The sequence below is a fragment of the Collinsella aerofaciens genome (assembly GCF_040915545.1).
Lineage (GTDB): Bacteria > Actinomycetota > Coriobacteriia > Coriobacteriales > Coriobacteriaceae > Collinsella > Collinsella aerofaciens_BE.
Window position 1 is genome coordinate 25,199 of sequence record NZ_JBCPDH010000011.1, and the last position, 12,479, is coordinate 37,677.

A 12,479-nucleotide genomic window follows, 5' to 3' on the forward strand; every position below is an offset into this window, starting at 1 on the left:
CCTGTTGCTCCGGCTTGCTGTGTTTATGGGGGAGGGCACATGCGCCAAAACGGATCCAACTTAAACGGGCGTTCGGGTGCGCGTCCGACGGCGCGCCGCGACCTGGGGCAGCTGCCCAGCGGTCAGCGCAAGCGTCACCGTAAGCCCGGCGCGATGTATCTCAACCATAGCCGCGGCTTTAGCGACCGCAGCGCTCGCATCGGCAACAGCCGTACGCCCCGTCGTTCGTCTCGCCTGCCCTATGCGCTCATTGCCGTGGGCTGTGCGCTCGTGCTGTTTATCGCTGCCGTCGTGGGCTACGTCAACCGCAGTGTGGACGTGGAGCTCAACGGCCAGAAGACCGCGGTGCGTGTGGGCTCTACGCTGCAGAATCTCATCGACGACCAGGAGTTGACTGACACCTACGACGCAGGCGACCTGCTGGCCGTCGATGACAGCGTGCTCAAGCGCCATGGGGGCGAAAAGCTGTCGGTGAAGGTCGACGGCAAGCGCGTGAAACAGGGCAAATGGGATAGCCGCGAACTTGAGGGCGGCGAGAAGGTGACGGTCAAGGATGGCCGTAACACTTACGAGAAGCACGAGGTTCAGGCTACGGTTATCGAGCCCAAGCTCAAGGTCGAGGGCACGGGCGCTATCGAGTATGTGCAGACATGGGGTGTCCAGGGCCGATCCGAGGTGTGGGTTGGTGAGCAGTCAGGCAAGACGCAAGACCGCGGCGAGGTTGTGCCCGCCACCGATTGCGTTGTTGCGTGCGCCAGCGTGGCGCCCAAGGGCAACAAAAAGTACGTGGCACTGACGTTTGACGAGGGTCCGAGCGGCGCCACCAAACAGATCTTGCAGGTGCTCAAGGAAAAGGGCGTCACCGCGACGTTCTTCCTTTCGGGCGATGCGGCCGAGGCCTCGCCTGCCACGGCCAAGGCGATTGTCGACGCCGGGTGCGAGATCGGATCCAACAGCTACAGCGACGATTCGCTCAAGGGTCAGGACCGTGAGGCGGTACGCGAACAGATCACGAAAGGCACCGATGCGATTAAGTCGGCGACCGGCGTGAAGACGATGCTGCTGCGTGCTCCCTACGCTGCCTTTGACGAACAAAACTGGATTGATGCGATGGACCTGGTCTCCGCCGTGGTCTCGTGGAATATTGACTCGGGCGACTGGCTGCTCAACGGTGCCGACGAGCAGGTCTCGACGGTGCTCGATTCGGTGACGCCGGGCAATATCGTGCTGCTCACCGATAGAGACGAATGCGCCGAGCAGACGCTCGAGGCGCTGCCGCAGATTATCGACGGACTCATTGCCGACGGCTACAAGATCGTGACGCTCAGCGACCTGGTCAAGACGGACACGTCGCTGAGCAAAAAGCTCACCTCGCTGACGAAGGTCACCATGCCCAAGGACGCCGTGTTCCCCCAACTTGCCGAGGACGACGACACCACAGAGTAGTCATTGGGTAGTCGTTTAAGAACGTCCCCAACGGCTATGTCACGGATGCGTCAGCGTTTGGTATGCCTGCAATGTGCAGCGCATAAATTCGATGCCGCAGGGCGATGCTGATGCTATAGTTACTGCGGTTAATGAGGGTCAAGAGAAAGGTTACAGGTGAAATCCAAACCTCGACCATACAGTCGATGACCCCGTGCAGGTGCTTTTTGCGCATGCACGGGGTGTAAGCGTCGAGCGGCGTGCCGCCCGCGCATGCGTATACATATCCAGAAGCCCCCGGACGCCGCACGCGCGGCCGCGTCCGGGGGAATAATGATGGGGAGCACCATTGAATTATCTGAGTGAGATGCTCAAATTGCCGGTCTTGGACGTCGACGGCGAAAAGCTCGGCGTGGTCAACGATTTTGGCATTGCTACCGGCGAAGTTTTTCCGCACGTGACGTCGCTCGCGTTCCGCGGCCCCGGCAAGACGCCGTTTATGATCAGCTGGCGCAAATGGGTCGACCGTATCGACGAGACGGGCGTACACCTTAAGACGTCGGCTACCGAAATTCGCTTTTCGTACCTGCAACCGACCGAACTCTTGCTTGCCCGTGACGTGCTCAACAAGCAGATTGTCGACACGCAGGGCATGAAGGTCGTGCGCGTCAACGACATCAAGTTTTCCATGTCGGGCGAAAATCAGCTGCGCCTGCTGGGCGCCGAGGTCGGTGCCCGCGGTCTGCTACGCGCCATCAGCCCCGCGCTCGAGCATATCGTCGAAGGCTTTATGAAGCACCTGGGCAAGCCGCTCAGTGAGGACATCATCGCTTGGTCCTACATGGACCTGCTCGACCGCTCGACCAAGAACATTCAACTTTCGGTGTCGCACAAGACGCTCGGCGAGCTGCACCCTGCCGACATCGCCGATATTATCGAGCAGCTCGACCCGCGCCTACGTGCGCAGGTGTTTGCGCAGCTCGATACTGCCCAGGCCGCCGAGGCCATCTCGGAGTTCGATGACGACGAGCTTATGACCGAGATGCTCGAGGGCCTGTCCGACACGGACGCATCGTCGATGCTGGCCATGATGGACCCGGACGATGCAGCTGACCTGATCGACGAGCTCGATTACGAGAAGGCCGAGAAGCTCCTGCGCCTGATGGGCGTCAAGGAGGAGAAGGCGATTCGTAACCTGCTGGGGTATGAGGACAACACCGCCGGCCGCATCATGACCTCGGAGTTTGTCTCCCTGCCCGCCACGGCAACGGTCGGTGACGCCATCGAGGCGATTCGCGAGCTCGACGAGGACTTCGAGAGCGTCTACTACGTCTATACCGAGGATCCGAGCGGCATGCTGACCGGCGTGCTTTCGCTGCGCACGCTGATCGTAGCCGACCGCGACGCCACGCTGGGTCAGCTGGCCTATCGCGACCTGGTCTATGTGTCGCCCGACGAGGACCAGGAAGACGTGACGGACGAGATGACCAAGTACGACCTGGTTGCCATCCCTGTCTGCGACGAGAACCGTCATATCCTGGGTATCGTAACCTTCGACGACGCCATGGACGTTATTGCCGAGGAGCATCAGGAGGACCTGCAGATCGCCGGTGTCGGCTCGGGCGATAGCGCGTCGGACGACTCGACGAACGTGCTCAGCTGGTTCGTGCATCGTCAGTACTGGGTCGTCGTGTGGGGCATCGCCTCGTGCATTATGGCGACCGTGCTGGGGACGGCGCTGGGCTCCGCGCATCTGGTGGTGTTCCCCATGTGCGCCATGCCGCTCGTGCTGCTGGCTGCCTCGCGCATGGTGTCGTTCGTCAAGAACTATTTTCTCGAGTACGACGGTCACGACGACGAGCCCAAACCGTACCTGGGATTCTTCTTCCAGAGCACGGGTATGGGCCTGATCCTTTCGCTCGTGACCTACCTGTGCGCGCAGCTGGTGCGCACCGCCGCGTTCCCCGATGCCACTATGTTTGAGGAGCAGCTCTTTACCGGTTGCTTTAATATCGCTGCCGTCATTTGCCTGGTTGGCAACATGAGCGCCGTGATTTACCTGATGGTGCTGTTCTGGCGCGATGAGCACGACCTCAATACGTCGGGTACTGCCATGAACGTCATCGCCGTCATGATCTCGTGTGTGGCGTACTGCATCGCCGCGGTGCTGCTCACCATGTCGGTCATGGGGTAGGTGGTCGCGTGCAAAATACGAAGCAAAAGCCGAGCACCAAGCAAAAGCTGACCATCGCGGCCATCTTTGGCGCCATGGGCCCCGGTCTTCTGGCGGCGCTTTCGGGCAATGACGCCGGCGGCATCGCCACGTATTCCAGCGCGGGCGCCAGCTATGGCTATAAGATGCTCTGGATGCTTCCCGTCATGACCGTGCTGCTCATCGTGACGCAGGAGACCGCGGCGCGCTGCGGATGCGTCACGGGTAAGGGCCTGGCGTCGCTCATTCGCGAGCGCTTTGGCGTGCGCAAGAGCGTGCTGGCCATGGCGGCGCTATTGATCGCCAATACGGCGGTGACCATCTCGGAGTTCGCGGGTATCGCGAGTGGCCTTGCTCTGTTTGGCGTTCCGGCGAGCATCTCGGTGCCGCTCGTGGCGCTGCTGGTGTGGATGCTTACCATGTCGGGCAGTTTCCAGCGCATCGAGAAGATTTTGCTGCTGGTAAGCTGCGTGTTCGTGACCTACATCGTCGCCGCGTTTATGGCCGGCCCCAACTGGGGCGAGGTCGCGGTCGACTTGGTCGTCCCCAATATTCAGAATGATCCCAGCTACGTGTCGCTTGTGGTCGCAACAATCGGTACCACCATCGCACCGTGGATGATCTTCTTGGCTCAGAACAACGTGGTCGATAAGAATGCGGGCGAGGACGACATCGTGCTGCAGCGTATTGATACCGTGAGCGGCTCGATCGCTGCTGATATCATTGCGGGCTTCATTATTATCACGACCGGTACGGTGCTGTTCCCGGCGGGTATTCAGATTAGCGATGCCGCCGATGCCGCCCGCGCGCTGGAGCCCATCGCGGGCCAGTGGTCCACGGTGCTGTTTGCCTCGGGCCTGGTCGCAGCTAGCTTTTTGGCTGCCTGCGTGCTGCCGGGCGTTACGTCGAGTGCCATCTGCGAGGCTTTTGGTTGGGAGCGCGGCGCCGATCGCAGCTGGGACGAGGCCCCGGTTTACCGCGGCATCATTACGGCCATCATCGGCATTTCTGCCGTGTTGGTGCTCATGCCTGGCGTCGATTTGTTCCAGATTATGATGACCTCGCAGGTCATCAACGGCGTGCTGCTGCCCGTAGTCTTGGTATTCCAGGTGGTTATCGCGGCGGATCGCCACATTATGGGCGCCAACCGCAACGGCCGCGTATGGAACGTGCTCACTTGGGCGACTATCGGCGTGATTACGGTGCTGACGGTCGTCATGTTTGTGCTGCAAGCGATGGGCTACAGCGCGTAGCGCCCACTTTTGCTTCCGAACAGGCCGCAGCGATGGGCTGCGGCCTGTTTTTTGTCTGCTATAGGGCGTTAGTTATATGGCGGTGGGCAAAAAATGCCAAATATGAGTACTGTTGCTAAGTGAATAGCATTTACATCCAAAAAGATAATGAACATAACCTATAGTATGTTCATTAAAATTGGCTTCAATACGCCTTAAACCAGTCGGGTTGGCTGCTTTAGGGGGTTATAGGGGTCGCCCGAACGTCAATTTGGGTGGTTTTGCCTGCTACTAAAATGGTAACAGTACTCATATTTGTCCTTTTTTGCCCACAGGCCTTTGAGGTTGCGGCGAAAAGGGCTTGTTTTGATTGTTTGGGGCAGGCGCGAGGCACGGAAACGATGTCTGGAGGGGCGGAGCGGCTTGGAATTCATCCGTAGAGGTCTTCATTGGCTGCGCCAGGAGTGCTTCCGGGTGCTGGTGCAAAAGGAGTGTCCCTAACTGCCGCAGGGGGCGTCGGCCGTGGCCGACGCCCCCTGCGGGTGTACGCAGATTTTGCTGCGCGTTACTTGTCGATGCCCAGCTTGTGCGGCTTGTAGGCGAGGGCATTGACGAGTGCGTCAGCGGCGGACTTGACGGCTGCCGGCTGCGGATCGTTGACGTGGTCTTCGGGGTGCACGGGCAGGTCTTTCTTGACCGCATCGTGGATCAGGTTGAGGTACTCGGTCACGCCGGTAGTCGACAGGTGCGTGCCGTCGCCGTCGAACAGGTCGTTGCGGTTGGCGCTGTGCCCGTACCAGTCGATAACGCGTACATTCTTGTAGCGCGTGGCGGCGTTGGCGATGGCCTGGTTCGTGGACCCGACCCACGGCTGCGGGCTACGTGTGTTTACAAACACGACGATACGCTGCTCGCCGGCGTCGGCCATAATCGCGTCAACCTGGGCGTCCGTTACCAAACCGTTGGTGCCCAGGGCAAAGACCACGATCTTGCCGGCAAGGTTCTGCTGGATATAGCCCTCAAATGTCGCGCGGCCCGCATCAAACTGGCGGCCCTTTTCGGCATCGATATGGCTGTGCGGGAACACGCCGTCAAAGGAATCAACGGCGCGCAGCGACACGGAGTCGCCGATCATCAACAGGTCGTAGGAGCCATCGGGGAAGCCGTCGTTGTCCTTGTCGGTGTCGTCGGCCGCTTGCTGGTCGGTGGGCGCGGTGTTTTCGGCTTCCTTGTTCAGAACTTCGGCGCCCTTGCCGCTCAGCGCAGACGTCTCGGGCACAAAGATCAGACCGCCCAGTGCAACGACCAACACGACAGCGCAGGCTGCGCAGACGGGGACGTGCGCGCGTGCCCAGTTGGCGGGCGTGGTGGTGCCATCGCGGAATTCGGCGACGGTGCGGCCGAAGGCACCCTTCCTAAATGGCGTTTCGATAAAGCGATAGGAACACTCGGCTACGGCGACCACCAGCAGCACCTGCAAAATGTACTGCCACCAGGGCGTATCGTTGATGTTGGCGACCGGGTTCATGAGCAACAGCAGCGGATAGTGCCACAGGTAGATACTGTACGAGCGCTTGCCAACCCACACGAGCGGCTCGGCGGACAGCGCGCGGGCAACCATTCCCTGGGGCTGCACACAGGCCGCGATGACCATGAGCGTGAGGATGGAGCATAACAGCGTGCCTCCGCGATACTGGAACGCGGTGTAGCCGTTGGTGAGCGCGACCATGGCGGCAAGGCCAGCCAGGCCCACGACACCCAACACATCGATGGATGCGGGCGAGGACCAAAAGCGTACGAGGGCGCTCGGCTGTGCCGGGGTGGTCTCGGCTGATTCGTCGGTCTTCTCGCCAGGCTTGTCCTCGGCGTTCTTGCCGTGCTTGGCGGCGCCAGCCAGGCGATTGAACCCCAAACGATGAGCGAGTCGCACCGGCGCCAGGTCGCGATCGGGGATAAAGGCCATCCAGGCACCCAGCAGCAGCGAGAACACGCGGGTGTCGGTGCCGTAGTACACGCGGCTGGGGTCGGCGGCGGGGTTGTAAAGCACCGTCATGGCAAGGGCAGAAACCGCGGCAAGGCCCAGAACCACGCGGCGCGTGTTGGGCTTGCTCACATGCATGGATACCATGGCAAACAGCAGTGGCGGCCAAATTAGGTAGAACTGTTCCTCGATGGCAAGCGACCAAAAGTGCGTGAGCGGCGAGGGGTCGCCCAGGGCATTGAAATACGAGACGTTTTGGGTAATCTGCCACCAGTTATTGAAGAACAGCAGCGACGGCAGGATGTCGGGGCGCATCTTGGTGAGCATCACGTGGTTAAAGATGGTGCACAGCGCGCAGGTCACGAACACTACCGTTACCACGGCGGGGACCAGGCGACGGATGCGGCGAATCCAGAAGCTCTTAAGGTCGATGCGGCCGGTCTTGGCGACTTCGTTGAGCAGCAAGCGCGTGATCAGATAGCCCGAAAGCACAAAGAAGATCGTGACGCCGAGCAGGCCGCCCTGAGCCCACGTGAGGTTGAGGTGATAGAGCACCACCGCGACGACGGCAAGCGTGCGCAGGCCGTCGAGCGCAGGAATGTAGCGGGACTTGGGACGAGCGGGCGTCTGCTCTTTTGCGGCGCTGTTGGTGTGGGCGCCCTTGTTGGTGGGCGTTCGATGCGGGCTTGGGCCGCGTCGCGACTCGCCGGTGCGGCGGTCGGCGCGCGGGCGTTCGTGCGGCGCCTGGTTATCGGGCGCGCGGCGCGGGCCGCGTGGGCTCGATTGTGGGAATTGCTCCATAAAACATCATCCAATGACGAGAATAATCAGCACATATTCATTGTAGCTGCCTGCTCCTGTGAATGCTTGCTGCTGGCGCAACCTCAAGGGCGCGTTCACATCAAAGTGAACTAAAGTTATAGAGGTGCGAGGGCGCACGATCGACGGCCGACGGTGGGCATAAGGCCCGCGGATGAGGAGGTTTCCATGGCAGATCGCGGCATCGTTGCGGTGTTCGGCAGCATGAACATGGACCTTTCGGTGGCGTGCGAGCGCATGCCACGCGCGGGCGAGACCGTTGGTGGCAGCGGTTTTATCACCAACGCCGGTGGCAAGGGCGCTAACCAGGCCGTCGCCGCCGCGCGCATGGGTGCGCGCACGTGCATGATTGGCGCGGTCGGGCGCGATGCGTTTGGCGATGCGCTCGTGGCGGGGCTTCAGGATGCCGGCGTGGGCGTTGAGTTTGTGGCGCGTCGCGATGACGTGGAGACCGGTACCGCGACTATCATTCGCTGCGAGAGCGACAACCGCATCGTGCTGTCGCCGGGCGCCAACCACGCGCTTGCGGGCGAGGATGTGGCCTGCGCCCTGCGTTGTCTGGTGGCCGATGAGCTCGACGGCGACGCCAGCGATATTGTCCCGGCTGCCGGAAGCGTCTTTATCGCCCAGGGCGAATGTGACCTTGCAGCGACGGCCGAGGCACTTGTTTGCGCTCACGAGCTGGGATTCTATACGGTCTTTAATCCAGCGCCTGCCTGCGAGTTGCCTGCGGAGGCCTGGCCTGCGGTCGACCTGGTTTGTCCCAACGAGACCGAATGCCAGGTGCTGACGGGCATCTTGCCCGCGGATGATGCGAGCTGCGTCGCGGCGCTCAATGCCCTGCTCGCCAAGGGTGCCGGAGCTGCGGTCATCACGCTGGGCGGCGCCGGGTCGGTTACGCTCGGCGATGGCGGTGAGCTGCTGCGCATGCCGGCACTTTCGAGCACGGTAGTCGATACCACGGCCGCCGGCGATACGTTTATCGGCGCGTTGGCGGCGGCTCGTCTAGAGGGCTTGCCGCTCTTTGAGTGCATGGCCGCGGGTGCTCGCGCCTCGGCGGTGACGGTGTCGCGCCTGGGCGCTCAACAGTCGATTCCCACGCGAGTCGAAGTAGAGCGCGTGTTTGATTTAGACGATTTAGTACAAGACGGAGAAGCGGAGTAGAACAATGGCAACCAAGAAGCTGATCCTTGATCTGGATATGGGTGTGGACGATGCGATGGCGCTTGCCTATGCCATCGCGAGCCCCGAGGTGGAGCTGGTGGGCATCACCACGTGCTTTGGCAACGTGCGCGTCGAGCAATCGGCGCACAACTGCCTGGCGGTGCTCGATCTGCTGGGTCGCCCCGAGGTTCCGGTGTACCTAGGCGCCGATCGTCCCATTAAGGCGACTGAGCCCTATACACCGCCGGCGTCCACCACGCTCATCCACGGCAAGAACGGCATTGGCGGGGCGAGCGTGCCCGCGTCGCCGTACGAGCCGGTGGGGGCGACGTCGGCCGACGGTAACGCGGCGGTCGATTATCTGATCGATGCCGCGCGCACCTATGGCCCCGATCTAATCTACGTGGCGACCGGTCCGCTCTCCAACCTGGCACTTGCCTTGGAGCGCGATGCGGCGGCGATGATGTCTATCGGTCGCGTGGTCGTGATGGGCGGTGCGCTTACCGTGCCCGGAAACGTGAGCGCGGGCGCCGAGGCCAACATGGCAAGCGATCCCGAGGCGGCCGATGCCGTGCTGCGCTCGGGCCGCAAGCTCACTATGGTGGGTCTGGATGTGACGCATCGCGTGGTGCTCACGCGCCGCGACATTGCCGGCTGGACGGGCTCGGGCACCATGGCCGGTTGCGCGTTTGCGAGCATGGTCGAGCACTACATTGGTTCGTACGAGATGAACGCCCCCTACCTGGGCGGCTGCGCGCTGCACGATCCGCTGGCGGTTGCCGTGGCGATTGATCCAACGCTCGTGGGCGCGCTCGGCTGCAATCTGCGCGTGGATCTGCTGGGCGAGTATCGCGGCCGCACTATCTGCGACGAACACCGACTGTCCGACCCGGATAAGAGCGCGCTCGTGGCGCTCACCGTGGATGCCCCGCGCTTTCTGTCCGAGTTCAAGGCGCGCATGGCCCGCATCCTAGGCTAGGCTCGGGATCGAAGCACGCCCATCTGCTCGATGTGGCCGCTGGCGGGCCGACATCTACCGTTCGCCAGCCCGATGGTCCCCGGGGCGGGGAGAGCGCATTTTGCATCTTGGATTGTTACTCCTGTGTGGAGGCATGCCCAAGAGCAATACAACACGGATTGTTACGTAAGGCATGACCGCAATAGCACTGCTATTGGCTATCATGCCTTTTTCTGTGAGTGTTCTTGAAAGGAGGTTCACCATGCTTGCAATTAAAAAGCTTAACAACAACGCGGTTCTTTGCCGTGACGGACAGGGGCGAGATGTCATCGCCATGGGCAGGGGCGTCGGTTTCGGCGGAGATTTTCCTCGAGAGCTCCCTCTTTCTAAAATCGAGCATACGTTTTACGACATTGATCCTAAAGGACAAGATGTCATGAGGGATCTTCCCTCGGATATCGTGATGTTTGCGGCGAAAGTTATGGACATCGTTGCCAACGAACTGCCCTACGACCTCTCGACCAATGCGACGCTGTTCATGGCTGATCACCTGTCGTTTGCCGTTGCGCGAGCCCAAAAGGGGGTCCGCATCGCGATGCCTCTTGCCTATGAAGTGCGGGAGACGTATCCGAAGGAATACAAGGCTGCCCAGTTTATCGTCATGCGACTCGAGAAGGAGCTCGGAGAGCGGCTTCCCAAGGATGAGATTGCCAGTATTGCGATGAATCTCGTGAACGCACGGGTTGTTGAAGCCGTCAAAGCCACGGCCGAGCCCGCAAAGCAGTTCGACGATATGCTCGAGGACGTTATCGAGATTCTCGAAAGCGATTTCCGCATTATTGTCGACCGCGATTCCTTTGATTTCACCCGCTTCGCCACGCATCTGCGGTACCTGTTCAAGCGCATTCAAGCCGGCGAGTCGCTGAACAGCGCCAACATGCAGATGTACAAGAACTTTCGTGAGGAGTTTCCGCAGTTGGCAGAGTGCGTGAAGCATATCGGTTCCTATTGTCGTGAAACGTGGGACGCCACGCTCTCCGAGGAGGAGGAACTCTATCTGATGATCCATCTCAACCGGATCATCTCCAAAAAAGGATTGTAACCCGTAGCCATTCGGGGCATGACCTTTGCCGATTCGAACAGTAAGCCAAGATTGTGCAAAGGAGCCAATGATGGCAAATTACAAAAAGGTGGCAGAACAGATTCTCTCCACTGTGGGCGGGGCGGAAAACGTGGCTTCGGTTACGCATTGCATGACGCGCCTGCGCTTCAGCCTCAAGGATGAAAGCCTCTCGAATGATGAGAAGCTTGAGGACATCTCGTCTATCATCAGCGTCGTGCACGCCGGAGGGCAGGTGCAGCTGGTGATCGGGCCCACGGTCGACAAGGTCTACGACGAGGTTTGTAAGCAGGGCGGATTCGAGGTCACGGTATCGATTGACGAGGAACTCGATGGCCCTCAGCTTAGCTGGAAGGAGCGCTTGGCACCCAAGCACCTCTTCAATCAGCTGCTCGATGCCGTGAGCGGCGCTATCACCCCGATCCTTCCGATCTTTTGTGTCGCCGGTATCTTCAAGATGCTCGTCATTCTGTTTGGGCCCGAAGGCGCCGGTTTTATGTCCGAAACGAGCGACCTGTATCGGATCCTTTCCCTGGTGGGCGATGCGGCGTACTATTACTTCCCGGTATTTGCTGCCTACAGTTCGGCTAAGAAGTTCAAAACGAGCCCTGTGCTGGCACTGCTCATCGCCGTTGTGATGATTTACCCCGACATGCTCGCTATTGTTGAGGACGGAAAGCCTTTCAGCGTCTTCGGCATCCCCATGCAGCTCGTCAACTACACCCAGGCTGTTCTTCCGGTCATCTTGATCACCTGGGCCCAGTCCTATGTTGAGCGCTTCTTTAAGAAGATCTCGCCTGATATGTTGCGCGTTCTGATCGTACCCGTGGGTACGGTGCTCGTGATGTTGCCGGTCGCGCTGTGCCTCTGCGGCCCTGCCGTCCAATTTGTCATGGGCCTTGTGGCCGATTTCATCATTTGGCTCGCCTCTGTTGCCGGTCCCGCTGCGACCGCGGTTATCGGCGCATTCTGGAATCTGATCATCGCCACCGGCATGCACGTGCCGATCTATACCGCCATATTGCCCGCCGCGCTCCAGAACGGTTACGACGCCATCTTATACCCCGGCGCCGCGGTTGTAGCCTACACCACGCTTGCCATCGCGCTCGCCTATGGCCTGCGCGCTAAGGACAAGGAGAATCGAGCCACGGGCTGGAACTTGTTCATCACCTATGCCTTCGGTCGCGTGAGTGAGCCCATCATCTACGGCATCCTGTTTCGCGACAAGAAAGCTCTTGCCTGGAACATGATTGGTGGTGCTGTCGGTGGTCTGCTGGTAAGCCTTCTTCATGCCAACGTCTATATCTTCACTGGCGTTGGTTTCCCATGGATGAACGTGCTCATGTTTGCTCAGGATATCATCCCCGGCACCATCGGGTGTCTTGCTGGCGGTGCCGTGACGTTTGCGTTGGCGATGGTTTTTGGATTTGAAGGACAGGAGAAGATGCCGTTGAAGTCCAAGAGCGGCGATTCTGAGGCTGTTGAATCCGTCGAGGCATAAGAGGCTACTGCACAAATATGCTCCCCAGCCGTTGCGCGGTCCGACCCCTTGGCCGCGCAACGGTACT

At 60.4% G+C, this 12,479-nt stretch carries 8 protein-coding genes; 7 read left to right on the forward strand and 1 reads right to left on the reverse strand.

What is annotated here, in order from left to right:
- The first annotated feature begins 39 nt into the window (after nucleotides 1-39).
- The 3 genes from AB5202_RS05185 to AB5202_RS05195 all read left to right on the forward strand — a co-directional run bounded on the left by AB5202_RS05185 (nucleotide 40) and on the right by AB5202_RS05195 (nucleotide 4,890).
- On the forward strand, nucleotides 40-1,446 hold the full coding sequence (locus AB5202_RS05185; protein WP_226812408.1) for a polysaccharide deacetylase family protein: 1,407 nt from the start codon (nucleotides 40-42) through the stop codon (nucleotides 1,444-1,446).
- Between the two features lie 328 nt (nucleotides 1,447-1,774).
- Nucleotides 1,775-3,619, forward strand: a complete 1,845-nt coding sequence (locus tag AB5202_RS05190) for a magnesium transporter (RefSeq protein WP_368143684.1) — start codon at nucleotides 1,775-1,777, stop codon at nucleotides 3,617-3,619.
- Between the two features lie 74 nt (nucleotides 3,620-3,693).
- The gene (locus AB5202_RS05195; protein ID WP_055252163.1) at nucleotides 3,694-4,890 is read left to right on the forward strand and encodes an Nramp family divalent metal transporter; all 1,197 of its coding nucleotides are present in this window, start codon (nucleotides 3,694-3,696) and stop codon (nucleotides 4,888-4,890) included.
- Between the two features lie 544 nt (nucleotides 4,891-5,434).
- Here AB5202_RS05195 and AB5202_RS05200 read toward each other — a convergent pair.
- Entirely contained in the window at nucleotides 5,435-7,651 is a 2,217-nt protein-coding gene (locus tag AB5202_RS05200; protein WP_368143682.1) for an acyltransferase family protein, read from the reverse strand.
- A 186-nt stretch (nucleotides 7,652-7,837) separates the two neighbouring features.
- Between AB5202_RS05200 and AB5202_RS05205 the strand changes: the two genes are divergently transcribed.
- The 4 genes from AB5202_RS05205 (at nucleotide 7,838) to AB5202_RS05220 (ending at nucleotide 12,412) form a co-directional block, all read left to right on the forward strand.
- Nucleotides 7,838-8,833 carry a ribokinase gene (locus AB5202_RS05205; protein ID WP_368143680.1) on the forward strand — a complete coding sequence of 332 codons (996 nt, stop codon included), beginning with the start codon at nucleotides 7,838-7,840 and terminating at the stop codon, nucleotides 8,831-8,833.
- A gap of 4 nt (nucleotides 8,834-8,837) precedes the next feature.
- Nucleotides 8,838-9,812: a nucleoside hydrolase gene (locus AB5202_RS05210; RefSeq protein WP_368143679.1), complete on the forward strand. Its 975-nt coding sequence runs from the start codon at nucleotides 8,838-8,840 to the stop codon at nucleotides 9,810-9,812.
- 241 nt (nucleotides 9,813-10,053) lie between these two features.
- The gene (locus AB5202_RS05215; protein ID WP_229030469.1) at nucleotides 10,054-10,893 is read left to right on the forward strand and encodes a PRD domain-containing protein; all 840 of its coding nucleotides are present in this window, start codon (nucleotides 10,054-10,056) and stop codon (nucleotides 10,891-10,893) included.
- Between the two features lie 70 nt (nucleotides 10,894-10,963).
- On the forward strand, nucleotides 10,964-12,412 hold the full coding sequence (locus tag AB5202_RS05220) for a PTS transporter subunit EIIC (protein ID WP_138374337.1): 1,449 nt from the start codon (nucleotides 10,964-10,966) through the stop codon (nucleotides 12,410-12,412).
- The last annotated feature ends 67 nt before the right edge of the window (nucleotides 12,413-12,479 follow it).

Bases quoted from the DNA above. Each gene is read 5' to 3' on its own strand.
- AB5202_RS05185 (WP_226812408.1), top strand. From the start codon at position 40: ATGCGCCAAAACGGATCCAACTTAAACGGGCGTTCGGGTGCGCGTCCG.
- AB5202_RS05195 (WP_055252163.1), top strand. From the start codon at position 3,694: ATGGGCCCCGGTCTTCTGGCGGCGCTTTCGGGCAATGACGCCGGCGGC.
- AB5202_RS05200 (WP_368143682.1), bottom strand. From the start codon at position 7,651: ATGGAGCAATTCCCACAATCGAGCCCACGCGGCCCGCGCCGCGCGCCC.
- AB5202_RS05205 (WP_368143680.1), top strand. From the start codon at position 7,838: ATGGCAGATCGCGGCATCGTTGCGGTGTTCGGCAGCATGAACATGGAC.
- AB5202_RS05210 (WP_368143679.1), top strand. From the start codon at position 8,838: ATGGCAACCAAGAAGCTGATCCTTGATCTGGATATGGGTGTGGACGAT.
- AB5202_RS05215 (WP_229030469.1), top strand. From the start codon at position 10,054: ATGCTTGCAATTAAAAAGCTTAACAACAACGCGGTTCTTTGCCGTGAC.
- AB5202_RS05220 (WP_138374337.1), top strand. From the start codon at position 10,964: ATGGCAAATTACAAAAAGGTGGCAGAACAGATTCTCTCCACTGTGGGC.